This window comes from Desulfuromonas sp. AOP6, from assembly GCF_009731355.2.
Lineage (GTDB): Bacteria > Desulfobacterota > Desulfuromonadia > Desulfuromonadales > SZUA-540 > SZUA-540.
In genome coordinates, this window is sequence record NZ_AP022810.1 from 2832980 (window position 1) to 2858258 (window position 25279).

A 25279-nucleotide genomic window follows, 5' to 3' on the forward strand; every position below is an offset into this window, starting at 1 on the left:
GTCTTATTTAACATGTCAGGAGAGACTTTTCAAGCCCTGGCCGTTTTTTATCGGTTGCCGCCTAAAGGAGAAAAGAAAAACGGGATTCTCTCAAGGTCGGTTTTGAGAAAATCCCGCTCATAAGGTGCCGAAATCAATACAGTCGGATCAGACCGATCAGGTTCCCTTGGTACCACTCAGATCCATGGTCATCTTGTAAAGACCGTTTTTGACCCGCACCAGGATTTTGTTCTCCAGCAGAATCTGGAAAGCGTTGACGACGGTGGGCTTGCTGGCACTCAGGGCTTCGGCCACTTCGTCGTAGGTACCGTGAAACATGAGATCGTCATCGAGATGGCTGATGATGTACTCGATGATCTGAACCCGCTTGCCGCCGATGGAGTTGAGCATCTTCAGCAGGAAATTCTTAAGATCGAGTTCTTTTCTCATCATCTTCTGTGACGCGACACCGGAAAGCAGCTCCAGCATTTCATAGAGGTTGAGCGGCTTCAGCAGGTAGCCGTCCGCCTTGAGGCGAATCGCGTCGAGCAGGTATTCCGATTCCGAATGAGCCGAGACGATGATGACGGCGATGCCGGGGTGCTGCTTCTTCACGGCCGCAAGAAGTTCGAGCCCCGTACTTCCCGCCATGCGCACATCGGTGAGCACGATATCCGGCGGTTCCTCCTCAATGGCCTGCAGGGCCTTTTCGGCGCTGGTGACACAGACGGTTTTTTTGCAGAAACTGTTCAGGGCCAGATACATCTGGTCCAGAGCGTCCTGCTCGTCATCGACGCAGACGATGCTTATGCTTTTCAGAGCTTCAAGATTCACAAGAGTTCTCCTCGCTTGTGGCTTTAAATTTCAGACAGATGCAGGCGCCTTGGTAGCGCTTGCCTTCGAATTCGAATTCACGATTTTCGGCCCACACCGCCCCCTGATCAAGGTTCTCGGCGATCTGCCGACACAGGTAGAGGCCCAGTCCCGTTCCCGAAGTATCCTCTTTGGTAGTCAGGTACGGCTCGAAAACTTTGTTCAGCAGCTTGGGCGGAATGCCGCCGCCGTTGTCCTGAAACTCCACAACTACCAAACCGTTTTCCTGGCGGGAGGACAGCAGAATCAGCCGATCTTCCTCGCGGCTGATCAGGGCGTCCTTGGCGTTCAGCAGAACATTGACGGTGAGCTGCACCAGATCGTTGACGAAACCGTGCGTATGAACGGGACCGTTGATGCGGTTCGCAACAAAAATGCGATCGCGCTCAAGAACCGGATGGACAATACCGATGGCGCGGCTGACCGAGTCGGACAGTTCGATAAGCTGGCGGGTCGTTCCCGACGTCAGCAAAGACCGCCAATCCTCGATGATGGTGGTCAGGTACTGGATGTTTCTGTTGGCCGCCCCCACCTGGTTCTTAACGAGGGCATCATCGAGTTTGCCCAACTGGCTCTGCAGCTCGATGTTCTGAATGGTCAGCGACAGGGCATTCAGCGGCTGGCGCCACTGGTGGCCGATATAGCTGAGCATTTCGCCCAAGGCGCACTGCTTGGAGCGATGGGCCAGTTTTTTCCCCTGGGCGGAGATGATCTGGTCGTATTTTCTGAAGCCGAAATAGCTGATGAGGAACATGACCAGGGAGGTGCAGGCAAAGAACAGGACCCAGAGGTAAAAGTAGCCCCACTGCCGATCCCGAAAATCCGTCATGTCATACGCAACCAGCAAAACACCAACCTGTTCGCCCAAGGGATTCCTAAGCTTCTGGCTGGTGCTGACGAGGTAATGCTCATGGCCGATTTTCTGTTCAATAAGATCTTGGGACAGGTCGAGCCTGTCCGCAATCATCTCAAAAAAAGCGACGTCACTTTTTCGCTTTTCATGGGCAAATATTGCCCGGTATGGCTCAAAAGCAGAGGAAAAACCCTGGTCGTCAATTACGAGACCACCATTGGCGATGATAGCGGTCTTGACATTACCCAAAGCCCCGCCCACCCTGAAATGAAACCAGTCTGGATGGATAGCGATTTCGACAGCACCAACCACTTTTTGACTGTCTGGGCTGATAACCGGCATGGCGATATCATAATGCAAAAGGCCTGTACCGGTTTCAAAGCCGTAAACCTTTTTTCCCGTCGAAAAGGCTTCCCGGAGGCTTATGGATTCGAGGCGATGATCATGGGGGCGAAAGACTGGATCGACCTGGTTAAAGAGCAATTCTCCCTCAAGATCAACAACCGCGATGCTGGCGACCGGCACGGAGCGATAGCGAAAATCGCTATAGACGTGCCCTAATGCCGCCTCAATGGCGATCTTGTCCTTACTGAGTATCAGGGTGGCAACCTGGTGTTCATCAACCAGCGAGTTAATAAAGTTGGTAATGCGCAAGTTGGTGTAGTTGGTCTCGCTGTCATGAATCTCTTGGATAATGCCGTTAATCTTTTGGGCAAAAAAATGATAGTCCCTTACCCTCTTATTCAGGTCCATCAAGGAAAAAAAGCAGAACATGCAGAAGGTCAGGATGAAGGTGACCCCCACGATGCGGTTCTTGTTTTTCTCAAAAAATCCGGTAATTAATGATGTCATCTACCGCATTCCCCCTCTTTTCCAGTTTTGACACCAGCCCCGATTGCCCGCCAAAAATAGCGGCATGCCTGACCAAACTACTGGTAACAAAAAATAAACCACTGGTCAAATCATTTCTCGACCTGCCTTCTTTTTAATTCCCATAAAGGTGACCGCTTCCATGCCGTCCCCGCCGCCCCCACACCATCTAACACATCCCTATGCAATTGTTTTTTAACATTTAAATCAAAAACCAACTTCGCCGACCTTCCGCAATACGCTCCGTTCAAAATAGCCTGAGCAAAGAAGTTTCTCAGCCATCCAAGACAATTCCAAAATCAACCATCAAACAGAAAGTACATTTTTTTCTTTGACACCTCTTTTTAGTTTTGTTAAACAAACCATAGTTTTATTTTTAGGGGCTACTCAAAAAGAACCCAACCCCTTCGCCAGGAGATGTCGCCATGAACAAGATCGCTCTCGCCGTCATGCTGCTCGGCACCCTCGCAGCTGTCCTGACTGGAACCGCCCACGAGTCGGACAGCAGCCAAAAAGCCAACACATTTAAAGTCAGACACATCCCCCTCACTCAAGAGTTCATCCAAGCAGGCACCCCCATCATCGACATTCGCACCCAACAGGAATGGAAGGAAACCGGAATTGTGCCTGGCTCCCACTTACTGACATTTTTCAACGAAGACGGCAGTCATGACGAACTGAAATTCATGAACAGACTCCTGAAGATAGCCGACCCCGAAACTCCCTTTGCCATCCTCTGCCGCTCGGGCAACCGCTCGGAAAAAGTCAGCCGCTTTCTGGCCAGCAAAGGCTTCCGGTCCGTCATCGACATTTACGAGGGGATAAAGGGCGGGATATCCCGCGGAGTCGCCCTTGAACCCTACACAGACACCCCTAAGCCCAAGGAGGTAAAACCATGAACTCCTATTGCGCCTGGTGCGGAAAATCCCTCGACAAGCACCCCTTAATCAAACACTGGAAAACCTGGACAAAAAGACTGACCGACGCCTACTCGGTGCTCCTCACTGGAAAACTGCGCCCCGAACGGGATACCCACGGCATCTGCCTGGCGTGCCTGAAAAAACACGAACCAGAACTCTACAACCAATACATCCAGACCCAGACCGTCAACGCCTAAACCAAAAGCAATCCGACCAACCCTTTAGGCATCAGAAAACCTGAGTCTGCTGCATAAAGACAAAAAAAATAAACCTTAGTAAAATTTTTTATTGACACCGTCAAAAGGTTTGATTAACTTAACCACAACAAGGTTAGTTTAGTTTTTACGGAATACGGTAAAGAAAATCTACAACCCTTAAATGAAGCCTTTCCCCATATTGTGAAAGGCAAAAGTCAACAGCCAAGTGTGTTCCCACCACGAGAGGAGAAAATCATGAAACGCAAACTGTTCCAAACCCTGATCGCCGCCATCGCCCTGGTCGCCATCTTTGCCGGTTCCGGTTTCGCCTTCACCGAAGGCACCGACTACCTGGTACTGGAGAAACCGATCCCCAACGCCCAGAACACTCTCATCAAGGTTTTCAGCTACGACTGCCCCTTCTGCTACAAGTACGATAAGGCCGTCACCCCCAAGGTAGTCCCCCAGCTTCCGGCCGATGTGACCTTCCGCCCCTTCCATTTGAAAACCAAAGGCAAATATGGCGAACAAGGAACCAAGCTCTTCGCCGTACTGCTCGCCAAGGATCAAGCCAACGGGCTTTCCGACAAGGACCTCTACAGCGACAAGTCCCTGCTGAAGAAGGCCAAGATGGCTTATTACCAGGCCTATCATGACAAGAAGGAGCGCTGGGATGCCGGTGCGGATGCTTATCTGAAAACCGGCCTGGATGCTGTCGGCATGAGCAAATCGGAGTTTGAGGAGGGGCTGAAGGATCCCAAAGCGCAAGCCCTTATTGCCGAATGGGAAGCGTCCTACGACGTAGCCAAGATCCAGGGCATTCCCGGCTTTGTGGTCAACGGCAAATATCTCATCTACACCAAGAGCATCAAATCCGTGGACGGCATGTTGCAGCTGATTAACGAACTGCTGAAGAAGTAAGGAGGCCTGTCGTGAAACTCATTCAACAGTGGTGGCAAGACCTCCGCTCCGAACCGATCCCGACGATTGCCCGATGGCAGGACAGCCGCTTTCTGTGGCTGCTGATGGCCGGCATGAGTCTCTTCATGGTGATCCTGGCCCACTCGGTCTTCCAGAAATGGCTGTACATGAAGCCCTGCGAGCAGTGCGTCTACATCCGCTTCGCCTTCTTCGCCATGGTTATCGGGGGCTTTGTAGCCGCTATTAACCCCAAAAACGCTGTCCTCAAAGTCATCGGCTACGTCTTCGCCATCTATGGCAGCGTCAAGGGACTGCTCTGGAGCCTGAAGCTGAACAAGATTCACCATGTAGCACACAGCGATGATCCTTTCGGGGTACAGGGCTGCTCCACCGACCCAAGCTTTCCCTTCGGCCTGCCCCTGGCCGAATGGTCCCCCGAGTGGTTCAAGCCGACGGGTGACTGCGGTTTTGACAACCCCATCGTTCCAGACGGGGCCGTTTTAAGCAGCATGCAGCAGTGGCTGGTCGATTTCTACCGCGACGGCTGGTATCTGTGGCCCCCCTCGCACTTCATGAATATGGCCCAGTGCACCGTCATCACCTTTGGTGTGATTCTGCTGGTGCTGATTATCTGCGCCGCCGCCTGGATCATCCACAGTATCCGCGGCAAAAAAGCAGGAGTGTAAATCAGTTATCTTTCCCTACCTGCTGCCACAAAAGGGTGGCAGCAGGTGAAGGGCTCTTACTCAAAAAAAGATATGGAGGCAACATGAAAATCGGGAAGACATTAGGCGCAGTCTTATTGGCGGCCCTTGTCGCCAGCATGGCTCCCAGTGCAGCCATGGCCATCGGTGGCGCCAGCGGCGCAAAAGTTGATTATCAGGTGCAAGGTCAGATTGGCGAAATCATCGTCAACCCCTATGACATCGCGCCCTTGACCGCCATCATTAAAAACGGCGGCTACCTCATCAAGGATGCCACAGTTCGGATCGTCCCAAAAAAAGACGGCCAGGAAATCAAATACAACGTCGCCCCCAAGCATCTTCTGACCCACGGGGGTATCCCGGTCTTCGGCCTCTATCCGGATCACGTCAATACGGTCGAAGTTGAATACTCCAAGCTGAACAGTGGCAAATGGGACCGCGTCAACGAGAGCTACACCATTTATGCGGCGCCCGTCTATTCAGAGCCAAATGCCACCAAGACGCTCAAGGCGGCCTTCTTCTCCTCGGCCAATATCAAAAAAGTCGACAGCGAATTCAGTGACCGGCTCTACTTTGTCAACAACTTCATGCATAAGGCTGGCAAGGGTACCCGTGTGGTCTGGAACAACCCCACCGGCGGCGCCTTGGAGTGGAACTATTATCCTCAGAATTTCATCATCGACACCAAAGGCGATATCCGCTGGTACATGAACGCAAATCCCATCTACGACCTGAAGTCCATCTACAACGCCGGCGTCATGATGGGATTCAAACAGAACGCCGACGGCGCCATGACCTGGGGTTTCGGCCAGCGCTATGTAAAGTATGACATCCTGGGGAAAGAAGTATTCAACCGCGAGCTGCCGGCCGGATACAACGACTTCTCCCACTCCTTTGACCTTTCGCCCAACGGCAATTACTTTTTGCGGGTCGCCAGCTCCAACCTCAAGCGCCCCGACGGCAAGAATGTCCGCACCGTCCGCGACGTCATTATCGAAGTTGAACCCAGCAGCGGCGCTGTGCTGGACGAGTGGCGGCTTTTCGACATTCTTGACCCCTATCGCGACGTCAATATGAAGGTTCTGGATCAGGGCGCCGTATGTCTGAATATTGACGCCAGCCAGGCGGGTCACACCATGAGTGCTGAAGATCTGGCCAAGCAAGACCAAAATGACAACTTCGGCGACATCGTCGGGGTCGGACCGGGCCGGAACTGGGCTCACATAAACAGCGTCGACCATGACGCCGAAGACGATTCGATCATCCTCAGCTCCCGTCACCAGTCGGCCATGATCAAGGTCGGTCGCGACAAGCAGGTCAAATGGATTCTAGGCAGCCCGGAAGGCTGGAAGAAAGAATTCCAGGACAAGCTCCTGACCCCGGTCGATTCCAAAGGCCGTAAGATCTCCTGCGGCGAAACGGGATCCAAGTGCCCCGGCTATGAAAACGACCAAGGCGGCTTTGACTGGACCTGGACCCAGCATACGGCCTTTAAAATCGACAGCAAATCCAAAGGCGACATTCTTTATCTGAGCGCCTTTGACAACGGCGACAGCCGCGGCATGGAGCAGCCTGCCCTGCCGAGCATGAAGTACTCCCGTGCCGTTATCTACAAAATCGACCAGAAGAAAATGACGGTCGAGCAGATCTGGGAATTCGGCAAGGAACGCGGCAATGAGTGGTACAGCCCCGTCACCTCGCTGACGGAATACCAGACAGACAAAAACTCCGTCTTTGTTTACTCGGCCGTTGCCGGCGCTGATTTCGACATCGCTACCGGGGCGTTCCTGACCGACCCCAACCCGTTCATCATGGAATTCAAGTACGGGGCCAAGGAACCTTCCGTTGAAATCCAGCTCATGGATACAACGGGCTACCAGGCCATGCCCTTCAGTGTAGAGAAAGCGTTCGTCAAATAAAGGTGTGTTATCCCCCGGGCAGACTGTGATCTGCCCGGGGGTTTTTCTTTCACACAGGTGTTTTCGCCCCCCCTCCAGCTAATTCCGTTTTCCATATTCGAGATTTATTTCAATCTAGGAGCGCAAGATGAAGGTCTTTCGTTTTGTACCGGCCCTTTGCCTGCTGTTGGCTTTGTCTGTATGCAGTCAGGCCTTTGCCGATGGAGGCACCCCTAAACCATTCGGCTGCGTGGGCGCAGCCTTCGGACCGGCTGGCACGGGCTTCCCGGTCGGCAAATTCGCAGCGGTGGTTAACTACATGTTCGCTGAAACGGACGGCGTACGTTTGAATGACAACGAGATAAACGACAATGTCAAACTGACCAAACACGTAGGCATCATCAAGTTCCGTTACGGTATCGCCCCGGGACTGGACGTTCGCACGGCCACCCCCATTTACGATGTGGACGCCGATCTGCCGGGAGGACAGACAGCTCACTATGGTTGGCTCGGTGATACCACCGTGGTTCTGCACAAGGTGGTCATGAACCAAGGCAAGGGCAATCCCTTCAGTCTGGCTTTTGATCTCGGCGTCGTCCTGCCAACCGCAGACGGAGGACGGGACAATAACAATTTCACCGGGAATCAGGCCTGGGGCGCCGGGGCCGGTGTCGGCCTGACGTACTTCCTGGGAGCCAACCGCTTCGACCAGGAATTCAACTATTACACCTTCAGTGAAGCAGAGGACAACTACCGCAAGCCTGACCGCTTCCGCTGCTACACCGGTTGGGCACATGCCCTCAGCAAGTCCTTCGACATCGGAGCGGAATCGAACTTTGAGTGGAATGGTGAAAGTGAAACTTTTGACCAGAGTCAGGATGATGCCAGAAGGGAATGGTATGTCGGGCCCAAGATGGTCTTTAAGCACCAGCAGTCGGGAACGGTGCTGGGTGCATTGTTCACCTTGCCCGTATACCGAGACTACGACAGCCCCTGTCCTTCCGATGGGTACCGCTTTGAGCTTAAGCTGGTGAAAGTATTCTGAGCCGATTTGTCGGTTAAACCAAGGGTCACTCCCTTACTGGCAGAACAAGAACACAGCCGGAACCCCCATGAAGGGGTTCCGGCTTTTGCGTGGGGATGGCCCCTGCCTTGACAGGAAGAGCACAACAAGGTATCAAGGGGCGGTGGCAGCTCAGGGCTGTCCTTTTTTCCGTTAGTCTCTTTCAGAAAGGATTTAGCGATGTTCAAAGCCGCTGCTGGCGATACGGTCAAGGTTCATTACACGGGCAAACTCACCGATGGCACCCTGTTCGATACCTCGACGGACAAGGAGCCTCTGCAATTCATTATCGGCAAGCATGAGGTCATTGCCGGGTTTGAGGAGGCGGCTATCGGCATGGTCATGGGAGAGAAGAAATCCGTGGTTATCCCGCCGGAGAAGGGCTACGGCCATGCCAAACCGGAACTGCTGGAGCAGGTGGAGCGCAAGGATCTGCCCGAGGATCTGGGGCTGAAGGTGGGGGGGCAACTGGAGATTACCCGCCATGACAACACGGCCTTTTATGTCATGATCACCGAGCTGACCGATACCCATGTCACGCTGGATGCCAATCATCCCCTGGCGGGTAAGGATTTGGTGTTTGATATTGAGATGTTGGAGATTAAGCAGAAGAAAAAGTAGTGTTTTGTTGGAGGGGTTTTTAGAGTGCCCGGTTTTAAGACCGCCGGGACTCGCCCCGGCAGGCGACCTCCTTTTTGTTCAAGCCGACAAAAAGGAGGCAAAAAGCGGCTTTTTTATTGCTTTTGCGTGGCTCTGTAATCCGTTTGGGGCTCATTGCCAACCAAGAGGACTTCGACTTTGTTCTGAGGAAGAGCGAAAGGCCCCGGCTCACTGCGTTCACACGGGTTAAATTGGGCCGGCCCTGCGATGATTGTTCTGAGCTGTCCGACACAACCGGCTTTAAAAAACCTGATCACCGCAGTGTCTCCCCGATAATCCACCGCGCATCCAAATTAACCCATTTGAGAAACGTGTTTCTCAATGAGGCCTTTCGCTTTCAGGTGCCACGGAGTACCCAACGTCTAAAAAGCGCTGCCGCCTCCACGTAGCGGCGCCACCAGGCACAAGAAATAAAAGCGTTTCTTTTGGTTCCTTTTCTTTGCGCCCAAAGAAAAGGAACCCGGCTGTCGGGCCGGAACCCGACGGTTCAAGGTTCAAAAGATTTTCACCCCACCCACAAAACCAAAAAACAACCTCACCCCAACAACCCAGCCAATCGCCTCTTGCTGTCCTCAATAATCATATAAAGACAGGGCACCAGCACCAGAATAACCGCAGTGGAGAAGAGAATCCCGAAACCGAGGGAAAGCGCCATGGGAATCATGAAGCGGGCCTGCCGGGAGGTCTCGAAAATCATGGGCGCCAAGCCGCCGAAGGTCGTCAAGGTGGTCAGGATGATCGGTCGGAAACGGCGCTTGCCGGCGGCGTGAATGGCCGTGATGGCGTCCTCTCCTTCTTTCAATCGACGCCGGTTGGCGTAGTCGATGAGAACCAGCGAGTCGTTGACCACCACGCCCGAGAGAGCGACGATCCCCATCATGCTCATGAGGCTGAGGTTGTAGCCCATGAACAGATGACCGAGCACCGCACCCACCATGCCGAAGGGAATGGCGATCATGACGATGAGCGGTTGGATGTAGCTGCGAAAAGGGATGGCCAGTAGAAAATAGACGCAGAGCATGGCCATGACAAAGCCTAAAACAAGGCTGCGCATGCTTTCCTTGAGATCGGCCTGTCGCCCTTCGTATCCGAGACTCAAGCCGGGAAAGTCCTGGGCCAGTTGCGGCAGCACGGTGCTGTTGAGGGTCGCCATAACCTGCCCCGTTTCGCCGAGGGGCTCGACGTTGGCGCTCACGGTCACGGTGCGGCGGGCATCGCGGCGCGTGATGGTCGTATAGGCGCGGCCGCGCTCGACTTCGGCGATGTCCATCAGGGGGACGAAGGTTCCAGCCGGAGTACGGATCATCAGATGCTCCACATCGAAGATCCGCTGGCGTTGCTCCTCCGGCAGGCGGACGCGCACGGTGACCTCGTTGCGCCCCCGCTGCTGCCGCAGCGCCTCGACACCAGAGAAGGCATGACGCACCTGACGCGCCACCTCGCGCGAGGTGAGCCCCAGGCTCATCCCTTCCGGCTTGATGCGAAAATCGAACTGCCTCTTGCCCGGAGTGAAGCCGTCATCGACATCGGTCACGTTGGAAAAGTCTTCCAGCCGCAGGGCGAGAGCCTCACTGGCCTCCTTGAGAACGTCGATGTCCCGGTGCGACAGTTCGACGGTCAAAGCCGCCCCCGAACCAGGACCGCCTCGGTCCGATTCAAAGCGCAGGGACTCCAGACCGATAACCGTTCCCACCTTCTCCCGCCACAGGCGCGTAACCTGGCCCGTATTGATGGGGCGCACCCCGGGTTCGGTGAGATAGGCCCGCACGACCACCTGGTTTTCGTCAATTTCGGCCAGAATGCCTTCAAGCAGGCGGTCGTTCCCGTTTTCAGCCGCCACCGCTTCCATGCTCTCGACCAGACGTTTCTGCACCTCGACAGTCCTCGCCGACGGGCTGCCGACGGGCAGTACCGCCGTGACCAGGGCCAGGTCGGCCTCGACCCGCGGCATGAGGATCATGCCGATGCGTCCGCTCAGCGCATAGCCGCCGATAAGGAGCAGGGTGCCGAGCCCGATGGCCAGAGTCAACGAGCGCCAGCGTAGACAGAAATCGAGGGAAGGACCGTAAACGCCATCGATAAAACGCAGCACCAGCCGACTGAAACGCTGTTGCCACTCGTGCAGTCGGGCGGTGACGGGGCTGGCCGGCCGGCTGCTGGTGTGGGCCAGATGGGCAGGCAGGATAATCAGGGCCTCGACGAGGGAAACGAGGAAGACGGTGATGACCACCAGGGGGATGACTTTCCAGATTTTGCCCATGACCCCCGGCACGAAGTAGAGGGGCATAAACGCCACCACGTTGGTGAGGATGGCGTAGGTGATGGGTACCGCCACATCCCGCGCCCCCTGGATGGCCGCCGACACGAAGTCCATCCCCTTCTGCCGGTATTCGTAGATGTTCTCCCCGGCGACGATGGCGTCGTCGACGACAATCCCCAGGGCGATAATGAAGGCGAAGAGGGAGATCATGTTGATGGAGACCCCCAACGCCGGCATGAACAGCAGCCCACCCAGAAAGGAGATGGGGATGCCCATGGTCACCCAGAAAGCCAGTTTGAACTCAAGAAAAAGGCCGAGGACGAACAGCACCAGGCTGAGCCCGATGAAGGCGTTTTTGAGTAGAAGTTCAAGGCGCTGGCGGTAGATGTCGGAGCGGTCGTTATTGATGATCCAGTCGATACCGTCGGGCAGGTCGGTGGCGATCTCCACCATGGCCGTACGCACCTCATCGGAGACGCCGATGGGCGTCTGCTTGCCGACGCGGTAGACGTCCACCCCCATGCTCCGTTGCCCATTGAAGAAGGCCCGGCGATCGGTGTCCTCAAAGCCATCCGTCACTGACGCGATATCGCCGAGAGTCAGCACGGCCCCTTCGGCCGTGGTGATCAGGGGGATGTCGCTGAATTGGCGGCTCCAGTCGCGGCGGTCCTTGATGCGGAGCAGGATATCCCCACCGGAGGTCTCCACGGTTCCGCCCGGCAGCTCGATGGAGGCGGCGCTGATCCGTGCCGCCACATCGGCCAGAGTGAGGGAATAGGCCCGCAGATTCTCCCGGGAGATGTGGACGAGGATCTCATAATCCCGAGCGCCGCTCAGATCCACCTGGGTTATACCGGGATTCTGCAGCAGCCGATCCCGCACCTGTTCCACGGTCTCGCGCAGAGCCACCTCGCTCACGTCGCCGTAGAACTGCATGTTGAGCACCTCCCGGCGCCGCACGACCAGGGAAACCTGAGGTTCCTCGGCATCTTCCGGAAAGGTGACGATGCGGTCCACCTCCTGCTTGATATCCTGATAAACCCGCTGCTGGTCCACATCTTCGAGGAGTTCGATCTGCACGCTGCCGACTCCTTCGGCGGCCGTCGCCTGCAGTTCCTTGATGCCGTCGATGCCACGGACGCCCTCTTCAACAGCCAGGATAATCCCCTGCTCCACTTCTTCGGGGCTGGCTCCCGGGTAAGCGACGGTGATGGTGACGAGGTCGAGGTCGAACTCGGGAAAGACCTCCTGCTTGATGCGCGAGGTCATGAAGAGCCCCCCCAGCAGGAAGAAAAGCATCAGCAGATTGGGCGTGACCCGGTTGTACACCATCCAGGCAATGGGGCCTCGCAGCCTGCGTTCCCGAGGCTGGCTCATGGCGACGTTTCCTTGCCGGTGGGGATCGTGTCTTCTCGCAGGCGCAGTCGCATCCCCTCCACCGCGGCCGACAGATCCGTGACGACCAGCCGTTCGCCCTCTGTGAGCCCCTGGGGCACAAAGACCTCATCCCGGCCGCGGAAAAGGATATCAAGGGGACGGATTTCCAAACGGCCTTCGTCATCCATGATCCACACCGTATCGCCATCACGGACCAGACGGCGGGGAATATTCGCCGCCGTCTCGACCGAGTGACCGGCAATTTCGGCCCGCACATAGGAGCCGACCATCATCCGTGGGCTTTTGGCGTGGGCCTTTTGACGGGCCAGGGGATCAGCCACCTCCACCAGCAGCCGGGCCATGCGACCTTCCGGTTCCACGGCTGCGGCCAGGCGCAGGAGGTGACCCTCGCGATAGGCCTCTGCTCCCCAGGCCGTCTCGTCGTAGATTTTCACGGCGCTCCCCTTCTCTCCCGAAGTCTCGGGCAGACGGAGCCAGCGCAACTGGCTGACCGGCACGGAGAGCTCCACCCAGTAGGTGTCGGTTCCCACCAGTTCAACCAAGGCAGTAGCCGGCGTAACCCGGGTGCCAAGATTAACGTGGCGCGCCTGCACCACAGCGTTGAAGGGCGTCGTAATAGTCGTTCGTTCCAGGTCGATACGGGCCTTTTGCACACGGGCGCGGGCCGCGTCAAGAGAGGCTTTCAGGGTATCGAGCTGCGGTTGCCGCAGCATCAGCGCCTTCTCTTCATCGCTGACGTCCTCTCCCAGCAGTTCGTATTCGCGGCGGGCCACCATCTGGCGTCCCTGCTCCAGCTGAATCTCGGCTTCGACCCTGGCCACTTCGCTCTCCAGTTGGGCCACGGCGATGCGATAGTCGGTAGGATCGATACGCAACAGCCGCTCGCCCTTGGCCAGCATGCCTCCCGGCATGAATTGAGGGGCAATCTCGATGATTTCGCCGCTCACCTGCGGCATGAGCGTCACTTCGCGGGCCGGCTTGACGGTTCCCATGGCATGGATGAGGGTGCGTTGGGGCCCGACCTGAACCGCTTGAACCTCCACCAGGGTAGCCTGGCGCTCTTTCGGCTTTGGTTTGGCTTTGGGACCGGTCTTCATCAGCCAGAAGGCGATCAGCACGGCTCCGACCAGGATCAGCAACGGCAGCAGATAACGCAGCAGAAGGGAGCCCCGATGTTTAGGGCGGTCGGAGGAGATGTCACGTTCAGGTGCGGGTGGTGTCTCTTTTTCCATCGATTCAGCCTGTCTTGGTGTAAAGGCTCAGATACCTGTAATAAGTAACAAGCATTATTATGCGTCAAAAAAGTGCAAAGCCGCCTCAGCTCTCCGGCGCGTATGCTGTCATGTCCCACCCCGTCCCGAGGGCACGGCAGAGGTCGATACGGTACTGGATGAGAATACGCTGACCAGCCAGATAGCTGCGCTGCAGCTGCTGGTAGGAAAGTAAGGCGGAGAGGACCCGCTGGTAATCCTCGGCGCCGTTGAGGTAGCGGTCGCGCACGCGGTCGATGGCCTGCCGCGCCAGTTCGAGCTGACGCTCGACGCTGTCCAGGTATTCGAGCTGCCGGGCCTCCCCGCTCAGGGCATCCTCGACCTCGGCCACCGCCTGCAAAACAGTCTGTCCATAAGTGTGCAGACGCTCACGGGCCTGGGCCTGACTGCGCTCCACCTCGGCCCGCCGCTGGCCGCCGTCGATAAGCGGCGCTACCAGATTGGCCGCCAGCGAGGCCAGCCAGTTGTCAAAGAGGTCGTCGATACTCTCCGCGGTCGTTGAGACCCCGGCGGCAAGGCTCAGGCGTGGGAAACGTTCGCTGACGGCCGCCGCTGTGCGCTCATCGGCAGCCCTCACCTGAAACCAGGCCCGGCGCACATCGGGACGGTGGCGGACCAGTGCGGCGGGGACACCGGTTTCCGGCAGAGCGGGCAGCGAGATCAGTGCCGCTTGCGGCAGGGCCAGCTGCCCTGGGGCCAGCCCGGCCAGCAGATGTAGTCGGTTTTCGAGCACGCGTATCTGGAGGGCGACCTGAGCACGTTCCCCCACATTGGCTTCGATGAGCTGGCGCTGCTGCAACACATCGGCGATGCCCGTCTGCCCGGTGCGGAACTGCAAAGTGACCAGTTCAAGCACCTTGCGATTGGTCTCCATCTGTCCATCGAGCAGGTCGAGCTGGCCGTACTTCTCCATCAGCTCATACCAGCCCGCCGCCACCTGCGCCGACAAGGTCAGGGCCGCGGCCTGCAGATCCTCGGCGCTGGCGCCGGTATCGAAGCGGGCGGCGTCACGGGAAGAGCGGATGCGCCCCCAGAGGTCGACTTCGTAACTGGCGGCGAGGCCCAGGCTGTAGGTCTGGTCGCTGCCGGAGCGGCCGTTATTGTCATAGCGGGTCGTGGCAGCGCCGGCCTCTCCCTGCAAGGCAGGAATCAGTCCGGCCCCGGCTTTGCGCTGCAGGGCCTCGGCCTGCCGCAGGCGCTCCCAGGTGGCTTTCAGACTGAGATTGCCGGCCAGAGCCCGCGTCATGAACGCGTCCAGGGCCGGATCGTCGAAGGAGTGCCACCACATCTCCGGTAGCGCTGCTTCCCCCGTGGCGGTAAAAGCCGGGGGCAACTCCACAGCGCCTTGTCCGCCAGAACGTACAGGGGCGCAGCCGGCCACAACCATCACGGCAGCGAGCAGCAGAATCGCCAAGGCGCCGGCGCGCACGGATTTCCAGAGAAAAACAGATGGTTTTATCCGCATGGCGTTATTCCATTGCAACAGGGGTGGTCTCCTCAAATAGCCAATCGACTCAGAAGCTGAGATTATATAGACAAAAGAGCAAAATAGGAAGTCGAAGCGACCTATGCGACGGCCACGATTTTTGGACCCTGTCCACTTTTTGTGGGCATGCCCCTTAGCAACAACTCCGGTAGGATTCGGTTCTTTGCCCGTATCCCGTCATATAATACCGGTGGCCAAGGCTGCTTCCATACCAGAATGTCAGAATTTTTGACCAGGAAGCCAGTTAAGTTTTGTAAACCTGAACACAGTCGGGTTTTACACTTCTTTACAGCCCTGACCTCGCTTTTGCATTATGATAGCGGAAATGTTAACACGCTGGACGGGATGGCTTATGAATCGGCTGCTGGTCATTGACGACGATATCGAGCTCTGCGAACTGCTGGCGGACTACCTGGAACCCGAAGGCTTTTCCGTCGAGGCCGTGCACGATGGCGACAGCGGCGCCCGTCGGGCCGTGTCCGGCGAGCATGCCCTGGTGGTACTCGACGTCATGCTCCCTGGGCTGAACGGCTTTGAAGTACTACGCCGCGTCCGGGAGAAATCGCGCATTCCCATCCTCATGTTGACGGCCCGTGGCGACGATGTCGACCGCATCGTCGGCCTGGAAATGGGGGCCGACGACTACCTCGCCAAACCCTTCAACCCAAGGGAGCTGGTGGCTCGTATCCGGGCCATCCAGCGACGGATGCAGGCCCCGCCAGCGGCCGACCCTGAGGTGGCCGCACCCAAAACCCTGGCGGTCGGCGATGTGCAGCTCGATCCGGGTGCCCGTACCGCGACCCTGAGGGGAGTCCCCGTCGAATTGACTTCCGTCGAGTTTTCCCTCCTGGAAGCGCTGCTGGCGCAGGCGGGACAGATCATTCCCCGCGAAGATCTGGTCAAAAAGGTCCTCGGGCGCCGGCTCTCACCTTACGACCGCAGTATCGACGTCCATATCAGCAGTCTGCGCAAAAAGCTCGGCCACCAGGGCCCCGATGGCGACAGAATCAAAACCGTGCGCGGCATCGGCTACCTGTATGCCCTACCCACCGAGCCGACCTCAGGATCTGCCGATGCATAAACTCTTCATCAAAATTTTTCTGTGGTTCTGGCTGGCCATGACCCTCGTTGGCGCCTTCGGCATCGTCATGGCACTCACCAGCGATCCCTTTCGTCTGGACGTCGAACGCAAACGAGAGGCCATCCGCGCCCTTGGCCTGGAACTGGTCGAAGCTCTGGAGCAGGGCGGGCAAAACGGTCTCCTGGCAAAATCCGCCGAACTGCGCCAAAAGAGCGGGCGGCAACTCTTCCTGCTGCGGGGTGAAGGCATTAGCGTCGGCGGCGAAAGGCTGCCGCCGCGCGTCCGAAATCTGGCTCTGATAGCCGCCCAGACGGGTGAAATCCAGGTGCAGCCTGGGAAAAAGGGGGTTTGGGTGGCGCTGCCTGACATCGGCGATTACACCCTGCTGGCTCACAGCGCTCCCCCCAGCCGTCTGGAGCGCCTCCTCAACCCCTATCATCTGGCTCCGCGTCTGCTCGCCACCTTTCTGATCACCGGGGTCATCTGTTATCTCCTCGCCCGCTCCCTGACGGCTCCCATCGAAAAACTGCGCCTGGCCACGCGCAAAATCGCCGCGGGCGACTTTTCGACGCGGGTGCGCGCTGAAGTGCCCGGGCAGAACGAACTGGCCGATCTTGCCGACGATTTCGACCGTATGACCGAACGCGTCGAGACCCTGGTCGATGCGCAGAAACGGCTGCTGCGCGACATTTCCCATGAACTGCGTTCACCGCTGGCCCGCCTCCACATCGCCCTGGAGCTGGTCCGGCAGAAATCCGGCCCGGAGGCCACATCCCCCCTCGACCGCATCGGTCGCGAGGCGGAAAGGCTTAACGAACTCATCGGGCAACTGCTGGCGCTGACCCAGTCTGAACGCGTCCTTCCTAAGAGTGAACGGGTTCCCATCGACCTGCGGGATCTGGTCTTGGAGATTGCCGCCGATGCTGATTTTGAGGCCAGAGGCCATTCCCGCTCCGTCAGAGCCACGGCGACACAGCCGCTGCATACGGCAGGCAACCCGGAAATCCTGCGACGCGCCATTGAAAACGTGGTGCGCAACGCCATCCGCCATACCGTCGAAAACTCGGCGGTGGAAATCGATCTTCAGCAGGAAGTCGACGACGACGTCCATACCGCCGTCATCACCATCCGCGACCACGGCGCCGGCCTGGCAGAGCAAGACCTCACCCGTATTTTCGAACCCTTCTATCGAGTCAGCGACGCCCGTGACCGTCAGAGCGGCGGCACCGGCATTGGCCTCGCTATCGCCGAAAGGGCGGTGCGCCTCCACAACGGCTCGGTCACCGCCGCGAACGCCCAGGGAGGAGGACTGCTCGTCACCATTCGGCTCCCCCTGGATGCGGGGGAGGAGGGTTAAGCGTCCTTACAAAACTTAACCTTTTTGCCGACTCTCTTTACCCCCTCTTCAGATTAAACAGGGTAAGGTGCAATCATCGACAGGCGGCAATCAAACAGCCGCTCTCGCTATCTTTCAAAGGGCAATGCCCTGAACCCAAGGAGAATTCCCATGAAAAAAAGACTGATTGCTCTCACCTTGCTGGCCACCGCCCTCGGCGGCTTCGTCGTCGCTCCTACTCTGGCTCTGGCCGCCGACCAGAATCCTGCCGCCGAAACGAATCAGGAAGAGCGACGCTGTGGCAAACGCGGTTCCTGCAACGGTCCCTTTGAAGGCCGCATGGCCGCAAAGCTCAACCTGACCAGCGAGCAACAGGCGCAGATCAAAGCCATCGTCGAGGCGGAGCGGGAGCGCATTGCCCCGCTGCGCGAGCAGCAGCGTGAGCAACGTGCCCAACTGCAGGCCGCCATGAAGGCACAGCCCTTCGATGAGAACACCGTGCGTCAACTGGCTGCCAGCCAGGCCGATGCCCGTACCGAAATGATCGTGCATCGCGCTCGCGTACAGAACCAGATCAACGCCGTACTCACGGAAGAACAACGCGAGCAGGCCGAGCAAATGCGTGCCTCCAAGAAAGACCGGCGCTGCAACAAAGGTCATCGCGGATTTGGCTTCGGCTTCGACCAGCAAAACTCCTAAGCCGTCCTCTCCCCGACATTCGACGCCTCGTCACCCTCAATCAGGTGGCGGGGCGTTTTTTTTTGAGCGCTTGCCATCCTCTTCCGCCGGTTGACAAGCAGGGGAGCGGTGTTAGACATGGAAGCAGACCCGGTATACAGGGTCGCTAACACGGGAAGGAGACACGCATGGCAACGGAGCAGGAATCCATCCGCTGGTTTGAAGATCTGAGCAATGACGATGTCGCCCTGGTCGGGGGGAAAAACGCTTCCCTGGGCGAGATGATCGCCACTCTCAAGCCGGAGGGGATCCAAGTCCCCGACGGCTTTGCCACCACCGCCGCCGCCTACCGACGCTTTCTGGCGACCAACGACCTGGAAGAAAAGATCCGGCAGCATCTGCAGGACTACCGCCAGGGCAAGCGCAGCCTGCACCAGGCTGGGGAGGCCATCCGCACCCTCATCCGCCGGGGCCGCTGGCCCGAGGAGATCGCCGGCGCCATCCGCGACGCCTACGGGGAGCTGTGTCGCCGCCTTGGGGAGGATGAGGTCGATGTGGCCGTTCGCAGCAGCGCCACCGCCGAAGATCTGCCCGACGCCAGCTTTGCCGGCCAGCAGGAGACCTTTCTCAACATTACCGGTGCGGAGGAACTCCTCGACGCCTGCCGTCGCTGCTATGCCTCCCTCTTTACCGACCGGGCTATCGTTTATCGTGAAAACAAGGATTTCGACCACCTGCAGATCGCCCTGTCCGTTGGCGTGCAGAAGATGGTGCGCGCGGACCGTGCCAGCGCCGGCGTGATGTTTTCCATCGACACCGAGACCGGCTTTCCTGACGTCGTCGTCATCGACGCCGCCTGGGGTCTGGGCGAAAACGTTGTCCAGGGGGCGGTCACGCCAGACAACTACCTGGTCTTCAAGCCTCTGCTCGGCCAGGAAGACCTGCGGCCCATCCTGCACAAGAAGCTGGGCTCCAAAGAAAAGAAGATGGTCTACGCCCGCAGCGCCGGGCACACCACCCGCAACACCGAGACCTCCGCGAAAGAACGTCATGCTTTCGTGCTGACCGACGCGGAGATCCTGCAGCTGGCCCGCTGGGCGGTCATCATCGAAAAACACTATCAACGTCCCATGGACATGGAATGGGCCAAGGATGGCGACAGCAACGAGCTCTTTATCGTGCAGGCCCGGCCGGAGACGGTGCAATCCCGTCAGGAAGAAGGCGTGCTGCGCCGCTACACCTTGAAGGAGAAGGGAGAAGTGCTGCTCAGGGGGTTGGCCATCGGCGAGATGATCGCCGCCGGCAAGGTGCAGGTCATCAAGAGTGCCAGCGACATCGAGAGCTTCGAGGAAGGGAACATTCTGGTCACGGGCATGACGGATCCGGACTGGGTGCCGGTAATGAAAAAGGCCGCCGGCATCATCACCGATCATGGCGGCCGCACCTCCCACGCCGCCATCGTCAGCCGTGAGCTCGGTATCGGCGCCGTAGTCGGCACCGACACCGGCACCTCTGATCTCAAAGATGGGCAGGAGGTCACTCTCAGCTGTGCTGAAGGGGATGTAGGTATAATCTACGAGGGCCGCCTCGACTTCGAGCAAACGGAACTCAACCTGGAGAACCTGCCGCAAACCCGCACCCGCCTCATGATGAACATCGCCAGCCCCGCTGCGGCCTTCCGCTGGTGGCGCCTCCCCTGCCGGGGCATCGGCCTGGCCCGCATGGAGTTCATCATCAACGCGATCATCCAGGTTCATCCCATGGCCCTGGTTGAATTTGACAGACTGGATGACAAGTCCGCCAAAAAGCAGATCCGTGCTCTGACCCGGCATTACGATGACAAGAGCGAGTACTTTGTCGACCAGCTCAGCCAGGGGATCGCCACCATTGCTGCCAGCCAGTATCCCGAGCCGGTCATCGTGCGCCTCTCCGACTTCAAGACCAACGAATACGCCGAACTCATCGGCGGCCGCCAGTTCGAGTTTGCCGAAGAGAACCCCATGCTCGGTTTCCGCGGCGCTTCGCGTTATTACAGCGAGCGCTACCAGGCTGGTTTCGCCCTCGAATGCGCCGCCCTCAAGCGGGTGCGCGAGAGTATCGGCCTCGACAACGTCATCGTCATGGTCCCCTTCTGCCGCACTCTCAAAGAGGCCGACCGGGTGCTGGAGGTGATGGCCGCCAATGGCCTGGTGCAGGGGGAGAGAGGACTGGAAATCTACATGATGGTGGAAATTCCCGCCAACGTGGTGCTGGCGGAGAAGTTTGCCGAGCGCTTCGATGGTTTCTCCATCGGCAGCAACGACCTGACCCAGCTTGTGCTCGGGGTCGACCGCGACTCGGCCATTCTGCGGGAACTCTTTGATGAACGGGACGAAGCAGTCAAAACCATGATCGCCCAGGCCATCCACTCAGCCAAAAAGGCCGGCATCAAAATCGGCATCTGCGGCCAGGCCCCCAGCGATTATCCCGATTTCGCTGCCTTTCTGGTCGAAGAGGGGATCGACTCCATCTCTCTCAACCCCGACAGCGTTCTTGCCGCCCTGCATAAGATCGCCGAAATGGAGGCCCGGCTCGGCATCTGCCCACGCCGGCCGGCATAAGCTACCCTTTCCAAATTAAATCAGCCCGACCTGCAAACAACAGGTCGGGCCGAGAAGGAAAAAATGATTTCACCGGCCAGGGCGACAGGTTGCCGGCGCTAGAACTCGACGGCGATTTGAGCGGTCACCAGGTCACGCCTGTCATCATTGTCAAAGGTGCCCCGAAGATATTCCACGGAAAGACTCACCTGGTCACGGGGGCTCCAGGAAACGGAGCTGCCATACTGATTTTCCGGCTGATCGAAAAAGTCCTGGCTGCCTTCATAGCGCACAGCCACTTCCATGTTTTCCGCCACGGCGTACATGCCTTCCACATTCCATGTTTCCGGACGCAGACCATCATAGACCCCACCTCTGAAAGAGCGGACACCGCCAAGATACTCACCGGCCAGCTCAAAATTGCCGACTCCCAAAATCGCGAAGGCACTCCAGGCGGCTACACGACGCCCCCAGAGGTTATCGTCCTCCCCCAGAAGCTCGGCATCCGTATCGGCCAAATCGGCCAGATAACTGCCACCCAGGCTGATTCCCTCCGTGGGCGAGAGAGCAAGGCTCAGTCCCCAGTCTTCCAAGTGATTCTCGCCGCCAATTCTGTCGGCGTTTCCGTTGAAGACAAAACCGGAGAGATAGAACAGCTCGTTTTCATAGCCGGCCAGCAGAGCAGTAGCCCGTGTTTCACCCAATTCAAGTGTGAGAGGGTCGCTGATGAAATGACTGTTGAAGACACCAAAGGGGAGATACTGTTGCCCCGCCTTGGCTCGCCACACACCGCTGGTGAAATCGACAGTGGCCTCATCGACTTCGAGATCGGTGTCCCCCTGTTCGTATAGAAAGGAGACATTCACCGACAGGCTGTCATCGATTTCGGCCCCGAGAGCGAGAAAGGCGGTGGCGAGGATCATATCACTGCCCGATTCGGTCGGTTCTCCTTCGGGACGGAAGCGCTCGGCGAAGGCCTCGACTTCAATCAAGCCGGAAAGCGTAAGACGGTCGGCAATGCGCGTGGCCAGGCCCGCCTCCTGACGTTCAGCCAGGGTATGGTATATTTCCGCCTGGCTTTTCTCTATGGCCTGCAAGCGGTCTTCAAGCGAGGCATGGACCTGGGGGCCCTCCTGGGCATGGGCCGCTGTTGATACGAGCAAAAAAGATAAAAACAGGCTACCAAGGGACTTCAACGACATGACATCGATTATCCTTTTCAAAAAGAATCCGCAATTCGCCGTCACAAGTGACGGGCCAGGTTATTTTTTAGTGCAACTGCATCCCTCGCAACCGCAAGGGCCCTTTTTTCTGGTGAAGGAGCGGTAGAAAAGATATCCAGCCCCACCGAGAATGCCCAGCATCCAGACGACATCGACGATATCCATATTATCCTCCCAGTCCAAGGAGGGTACCCCCCTGGTAAATAATAAAAGCGACGCCCCAAGCCAGCATGGTCTGGTAGACAAAGGCAACCCCAAACCACTTCCAGGAGCCGAACTCCTGCCGCATGGCGATGGCGACCACCACGCAGGGCATGTAGAGCAGGACAAAGGCCATGAAGGCATAGGCCGACAAGGGCGTGAAGGCATTGCCGACGGCGGCTTTCAAGGGGGAAGCCCCCTCGTCCTCTTCAATGGCAAGACTGCTGACTCCGAAGGTGGAAAAAACAGCCGCCCCCGCGCCTTTCACCGCCTCGCCAAAGCTGGTAACGATTTCCACCAGGTCTTCGCCGAAAGTTGGCGTCTCTTCTTCAATGGCTTCCTCAAAGGCCCCAGGTGCGTAGATCTCTCCCATGGTGCCCACGACGATTTCCTTGGCAATGATGCCGGTGATGAGCGAAGAAGCCGCCTCCCAGTTGCCGAAGCCGACGGGCTCAAAGACAGGGGCGATCACCTGACCCGCCTGGCCGAGATATGAATCTTTTTTGTCCTCGACCCCCCAGGGGGTGTTCAGAAGGAACCACACGAAGATCGAAACAGCCAAAATGTACGTTCCCGCCTTGATAAGAAAGTGCTTGCCCTTCTCCCAGGTATGGAGGCACAGGCTGCGGAAGGTCGGCATACGATAGGGGGGAAGCTCCATGATAAACATGGGCGTTTCGCCGCGGAAAAGCGTCTTCTTAAAGAACAGGCCCATGACGATGGCCAGGGCGATCCCCATGACGTAAAGGGACCAGATCACGGTGCCGGCGGATGAGGCAAAAAAGACGCCGGCAAAAAGAACATAGACGGGTAGTCGCGCCCCGCAGGACATCAGGGGAATCAGCAAAGCGGTAAGAGCTTTGTCTCGGGGATTCTCCAGGGTCCTCGTGGCGTAGATTCCCGGCACGTTGCAGCCAAAGCCGAGGAGCATCGGGATGAAGGACTTGCCATGAAGACCGATCGTATGCATGGCACGGTCCATGACGAAGGCGGCGCGGGCCATGTAGCCGCTGCCTTCGAGAAAGGTGATAAAGAACATCATGGCGAAAATGACCGGGACAAAGACCAGGACGAAACCAACGCCAGCCATAACCCCTTCGACGGCGAGCGAAACCGTCCAGTCGGGTGCGCCTATGGCACCAAGCCCGGCTGTGGCCCAGCGTGCCAGGGGACCGGTGATCAGCCCGTCGAACCAGTCGGCAAAGGGCGTGGAGACATCAAAGGTAAGTTTGAAGACAAGCCACATCGTCCCCAGAAAAATCGGAATGCCCAAAAACCGGTTGAGAACGATACGGTCGATTTTTTCCGTTATCTCGACCTTGCGTAACTCCGGCTTCTGCAACACCTCCCGGGACAACCCGGAGGCCAGCGCATAGCGGGCATCGGCCATGATCGACTCCATGTCCTCACCGTGCGCCTTGCGCAAGTGTGAAAGCGCGCCGCTTACGGCCTCGTCCTCACTGAAGTTCACAGCCTTTTGCACATGGGAGTCTCCTTCCATGAGCTTGAAGGTGAGCCAGCGCAAAGGATATCGTTTATAGAGTTCAGGGCGCTTGACCTTCAGGTCAGCGGCGATCTTTACTGCGGCGTCTTCAATGTCGCCGCCATAATTGAGCTGCGCCGGAACGGCGGCAGCTCCCTTGCCGGCCGTCTCCAAGACGGTGCCGAGCAGATCATCGATACCTGATTTTTTGGTCGCTGCCGTAGGAACAACCGAGATCCCCAACATTTTTTCGATGGCGGGGATGTCGATATGGTACCCCTTGGCTTCGGCCTCATCAAAAATATTGAGCGCCATGACGACCGGAATACCCAATTCCAGGAGTTGGACAGTCAGGTAGAGATTACGCTCCAGGTTGGTCGCGTCGACGACATTAATAATGAGGTCGGGACGCTCCTGCACCAGATAGTCGCGGGCCACGATCTCTTCCTGCGTATAAGGGGAGAGGGAATACGTCCCCGGCAGATCGACGAGCCGGATACGCTGCCCCTTGTAATCAAAGGCAGCCTCTTTTTTCTCGACCGTCACGCCAGGCCAGTTGCCGACATGCAGGCGCGTTCCGGCGATGGCGTTGATGAGGGTTGACTTGCCGGCGTTGGGGTTGCCGGCGACAGCAACCGTGAGAACTCGCTGGGCCGATGGATGAGGAACAACGGCCTGATCCACTCCGTTACCGCCCTTGGTTTTCATTGCCGCGTTGCTCATAGGACAACCTCCACAGATATCCCTTCCGCTTCCTTTTTGCGCAGGGAAAGATTGTAACTTTTCACCGTCACTTCAATCGGATCACCCAAAGGAGCGACCTTGAGAACGCGAACTTCTTCACCGACCAGAACGCCCATATCCATCAGACGTCTTTTCAAGGGACCGATGGCCCCCATGGCCGTTATCTTCCCTGTTTGCCCGGGCTTGAGCTTTGCCAGATTCATGGTCATCTCCTTATCATGATTTTCATGGCCATGCCTCGACCCAAGGCAAGGCGTGATTCATCGATTTTGAGCAAAATCGGTCCGCCATCGTTGGTGAGCATCTGCACGGTTTTGCCAACCCGCAGGCCCATATCCTCCAGCCGCCCCCCTTCTTTTTGTCGGCAGCATTCATCGAGAAGAGCGCCTGGAATGCGAATCTGGACAATCTCTCCCTCTTCCCCGGAACTCAGTAACCCTAGCGGCATCATGCTCATTTCATCTCCTCTTTTTTGAAATTGAAAACGGTTGTCAAATTAAACAAAAAAAGAGACCCCCGTCAACAAGAAAATGAAAACTATTTTCACTTATATCTAAAAAGGGCACACCCTGCCGAGATGGCTCACCAAATTGTATTATCC

21 protein-coding genes are annotated in these 25279 nt (G+C 57.5%); 11 read left to right on the top strand and 10 right to left on the bottom strand.

Annotation, left to right across the window (positions count from 1 at the left end):
• Positions 1-156: 156 nt before the first annotated feature.
• Positions 157-813 (bottom strand): response regulator, encoded by a 657-nt coding sequence (locus AOP6_RS13260; RefSeq protein ID WP_155877221.1) that lies wholly within the window; start codon positions 811-813, stop codon positions 157-159.
• Positions 803-2557, bottom strand: coding sequence for an ATP-binding protein (locus AOP6_RS13265; protein WP_225897300.1), 1755 nt, complete (start codon positions 2555-2557; stop codon positions 803-805). Before AOP6_RS13265 ends, AOP6_RS13260 begins: the two co-directional genes overlap by 11 nt.
• Before the next feature lie 443 nt (positions 2558-3000).
• On the opposite strand from AOP6_RS13265, the gene AOP6_RS13270 reads away from it, so the two are divergent.
• From AOP6_RS13270 to AOP6_RS13300, 7 genes are all read left to right on the top strand, one after another.
• On the top strand, positions 3001-3474 hold the full coding sequence (locus AOP6_RS13270) for a rhodanese-like domain-containing protein (RefSeq protein ID WP_155877222.1): 474 nt from the start codon (positions 3001-3003) through the stop codon (positions 3472-3474).
• Positions 3471-3692: a hypothetical protein gene (locus AOP6_RS13275; protein ID WP_155877223.1), complete on the top strand. Its 222-nt coding sequence runs from the start codon at positions 3471-3473 to the stop codon at positions 3690-3692. Before AOP6_RS13270 ends, AOP6_RS13275 begins: the two co-directional genes overlap by 4 nt.
• A 255-nt stretch (positions 3693-3947) precedes the next feature.
• Positions 3948-4613, top strand: a complete 666-nt coding sequence (locus AOP6_RS13280; RefSeq protein WP_155877224.1) for a thiol:disulfide interchange protein DsbA/DsbL — start codon at positions 3948-3950, stop codon at positions 4611-4613.
• Between the two features lie 11 nt (positions 4614-4624).
• Complete coding sequence (gene dsbI, locus AOP6_RS13285) at positions 4625-5299, top strand: protein-disulfide oxidoreductase DsbI (RefSeq protein WP_155877225.1); 675 nt, start codon at positions 4625-4627, stop codon at positions 5297-5299.
• Between the two features lie 83 nt (positions 5300-5382).
• Positions 5383-7236, top strand: a complete 1854-nt coding sequence (locus AOP6_RS13290; protein WP_155877226.1) for an aryl-sulfate sulfotransferase — start codon at positions 5383-5385, stop codon at positions 7234-7236.
• A 127-nt stretch (positions 7237-7363) separates the two neighbouring features.
• Entirely contained in the window at positions 7364-8260 is an 897-nt protein-coding gene (locus AOP6_RS13295; RefSeq protein WP_155877227.1) for a transporter, read from the top strand.
• Positions 8261-8458: 198 nt separating this feature from the next.
• Positions 8459-8899 (top strand): peptidylprolyl isomerase, encoded by a 441-nt coding sequence (locus AOP6_RS13300; protein ID WP_155877228.1) that lies wholly within the window; start codon positions 8459-8461, stop codon positions 8897-8899.
• 574 nt (positions 8900-9473) lie between these two features.
• On the opposite strand, the gene AOP6_RS13305 is transcribed toward AOP6_RS13300, so the two are convergent.
• The 3 genes from AOP6_RS13305 to AOP6_RS13315 all read right to left on the bottom strand — a co-directional run bounded on the left by AOP6_RS13305 (position 9474) and on the right by AOP6_RS13315 (position 15350).
• Positions 9474-12575 (bottom strand): efflux RND transporter permease subunit, encoded by a 3102-nt coding sequence (locus AOP6_RS13305; protein ID WP_155877229.1) that lies wholly within the window; start codon positions 12573-12575, stop codon positions 9474-9476.
• Entirely contained in the window at positions 12572-13828 is a 1257-nt protein-coding gene (locus AOP6_RS13310) for an efflux RND transporter periplasmic adaptor subunit (protein ID WP_155877230.1), read from the bottom strand. The genes AOP6_RS13305 and AOP6_RS13310 overlap by 4 nt, the downstream gene beginning before the upstream one ends.
• 85 nt (positions 13829-13913) lie before the next feature.
• Positions 13914-15350, bottom strand: a complete 1437-nt coding sequence (locus AOP6_RS13315; RefSeq protein ID WP_155877231.1) for an efflux transporter outer membrane subunit — start codon at positions 15348-15350, stop codon at positions 13914-13916.
• A gap of 355 nt (positions 15351-15705) precedes the next feature.
• Here AOP6_RS13315 and AOP6_RS13320 point away from each other — a divergent pair, with 355 nt between their 5' ends.
• The 4 genes from AOP6_RS13320 to ppsA all read left to right on the top strand — a co-directional run bounded on the left by AOP6_RS13320 (position 15706) and on the right by ppsA (position 21048).
• Complete coding sequence (locus tag AOP6_RS13320) at positions 15706-16434, top strand: response regulator transcription factor (protein ID WP_155877232.1); 729 nt, start codon at positions 15706-15708, stop codon at positions 16432-16434.
• Positions 16427-17791 (top strand): ATP-binding protein, encoded by a 1365-nt coding sequence (locus tag AOP6_RS13325; protein ID WP_213194609.1) that lies wholly within the window; start codon positions 16427-16429, stop codon positions 17789-17791. Before AOP6_RS13320 ends, AOP6_RS13325 begins: the two co-directional genes overlap by 8 nt.
• A 150-nt stretch (positions 17792-17941) precedes the next feature.
• On the top strand, positions 17942-18469 hold the full coding sequence (locus tag AOP6_RS13330; protein ID WP_155877234.1) for a Spy/CpxP family protein refolding chaperone: 528 nt from the start codon (positions 17942-17944) through the stop codon (positions 18467-18469).
• A gap of 167 nt (positions 18470-18636) precedes the next feature.
• Complete coding sequence (gene ppsA, locus AOP6_RS13335) at positions 18637-21048, top strand: phosphoenolpyruvate synthase (RefSeq protein ID WP_155877235.1); 2412 nt, start codon at positions 18637-18639, stop codon at positions 21046-21048.
• A gap of 98 nt (positions 21049-21146) precedes the next feature.
• Here ppsA and AOP6_RS13340 read toward each other — a convergent pair whose 3' ends face one another.
• The 5 genes from AOP6_RS13340 to AOP6_RS13360 are packed head-to-tail and all read right to left on the bottom strand — an operon-like array spanning position 21147 to position 25135.
• Positions 21147-22229: an LbtU family siderophore porin gene (locus tag AOP6_RS13340; RefSeq protein WP_155877236.1), complete on the bottom strand. Its 1083-nt coding sequence runs from the start codon at positions 22227-22229 to the stop codon at positions 21147-21149.
• A gap of 60 nt (positions 22230-22289) precedes the next feature.
• Positions 22290-22415, bottom strand: a complete 126-nt coding sequence (locus AOP6_RS13345; RefSeq protein WP_155877237.1) for a FeoB-associated Cys-rich membrane protein — start codon at positions 22413-22415, stop codon at positions 22290-22292.
• 1 nt (position 22416) lies between these two features.
• Positions 22417-24642 carry a ferrous iron transport protein B gene (feoB, locus tag AOP6_RS13350; protein WP_213194855.1) on the bottom strand — a complete coding sequence of 742 codons (2226 nt, stop codon included), beginning with the start codon at positions 24640-24642 and terminating at the stop codon, positions 22417-22419.
• Between the two features lie 11 nt (positions 24643-24653).
• On the bottom strand, positions 24654-24881 hold the full coding sequence (locus AOP6_RS13355) for a FeoA family protein (protein ID WP_155877239.1): 228 nt from the start codon (positions 24879-24881) through the stop codon (positions 24654-24656).
• 2 nt (positions 24882-24883) lie between these two features.
• Positions 24884-25135, bottom strand: coding sequence for a FeoA family protein (locus AOP6_RS13360; protein ID WP_225897301.1), 252 nt, complete (start codon positions 25133-25135; stop codon positions 24884-24886).
• Positions 25136-25279: the final 144 nt, after the last annotated feature.

What these genes read in the sequence shown, in the direction of transcription:
- AOP6_RS13265 (WP_225897300.1), bottom strand. Translation starts at nt 2,557, where the DNA reads ATGACATCATTAATTACCGGATTTTTTGAGAAAAACAAGAACCGCATC.
- AOP6_RS13270 (WP_155877222.1), top strand. Translation starts at nt 3,001, where the DNA reads ATGAACAAGATCGCTCTCGCCGTCATGCTGCTCGGCACCCTCGCAGCT.
- AOP6_RS13275 (WP_155877223.1), top strand. Translation starts at nt 3,471, where the DNA reads ATGAACTCCTATTGCGCCTGGTGCGGAAAATCCCTCGACAAGCACCCC.
- AOP6_RS13280 (WP_155877224.1), top strand. Translation starts at nt 3,948, where the DNA reads ATGAAACGCAAACTGTTCCAAACCCTGATCGCCGCCATCGCCCTGGTC.
- AOP6_RS13290 (WP_155877226.1), top strand. Translation starts at nt 5,383, where the DNA reads ATGAAAATCGGGAAGACATTAGGCGCAGTCTTATTGGCGGCCCTTGTC.
- AOP6_RS13295 (WP_155877227.1), top strand. Translation starts at nt 7,364, where the DNA reads ATGAAGGTCTTTCGTTTTGTACCGGCCCTTTGCCTGCTGTTGGCTTTG.
- AOP6_RS13300 (WP_155877228.1), top strand. Translation starts at nt 8,459, where the DNA reads ATGTTCAAAGCCGCTGCTGGCGATACGGTCAAGGTTCATTACACGGGC.
- AOP6_RS13305 (WP_155877229.1), bottom strand. Translation starts at nt 12,575, where the DNA reads ATGAGCCAGCCTCGGGAACGCAGGCTGCGAGGCCCCATTGCCTGGATG.
- AOP6_RS13310 (WP_155877230.1), bottom strand. Translation starts at nt 13,828, where the DNA reads ATGGAAAAAGAGACACCACCCGCACCTGAACGTGACATCTCCTCCGAC.
- AOP6_RS13320 (WP_155877232.1), top strand. Translation starts at nt 15,706, where the DNA reads ATGAATCGGCTGCTGGTCATTGACGACGATATCGAGCTCTGCGAACTG.
- AOP6_RS13325 (WP_213194609.1), top strand. Translation starts at nt 16,427, where the DNA reads ATGCATAAACTCTTCATCAAAATTTTTCTGTGGTTCTGGCTGGCCATG.
- AOP6_RS13330 (WP_155877234.1), top strand. Translation starts at nt 17,942, where the DNA reads ATGAAAAAAAGACTGATTGCTCTCACCTTGCTGGCCACCGCCCTCGGC.
- ppsA (WP_155877235.1), top strand. Translation starts at nt 18,637, where the DNA reads ATGGCAACGGAGCAGGAATCCATCCGCTGGTTTGAAGATCTGAGCAAT.
- AOP6_RS13340 (WP_155877236.1), bottom strand. Translation starts at nt 22,229, where the DNA reads ATGTCGTTGAAGTCCCTTGGTAGCCTGTTTTTATCTTTTTTGCTCGTA.
- AOP6_RS13345 (WP_155877237.1), bottom strand. Translation starts at nt 22,415, where the DNA reads ATGGATATCGTCGATGTCGTCTGGATGCTGGGCATTCTCGGTGGGGCT.
- feoB (WP_213194855.1), bottom strand. Translation starts at nt 24,642, where the DNA reads ATGAAAACCAAGGGCGGTAACGGAGTGGATCAGGCCGTTGTTCCTCAT.
- AOP6_RS13355 (WP_155877239.1), bottom strand. Translation starts at nt 24,881, where the DNA reads ATGAATCTGGCAAAGCTCAAGCCCGGGCAAACAGGGAAGATAACGGCC.
- AOP6_RS13360 (WP_225897301.1), bottom strand. Translation starts at nt 25,135, where the DNA reads ATGAGCATGATGCCGCTAGGGTTACTGAGTTCCGGGGAAGAGGGAGAG.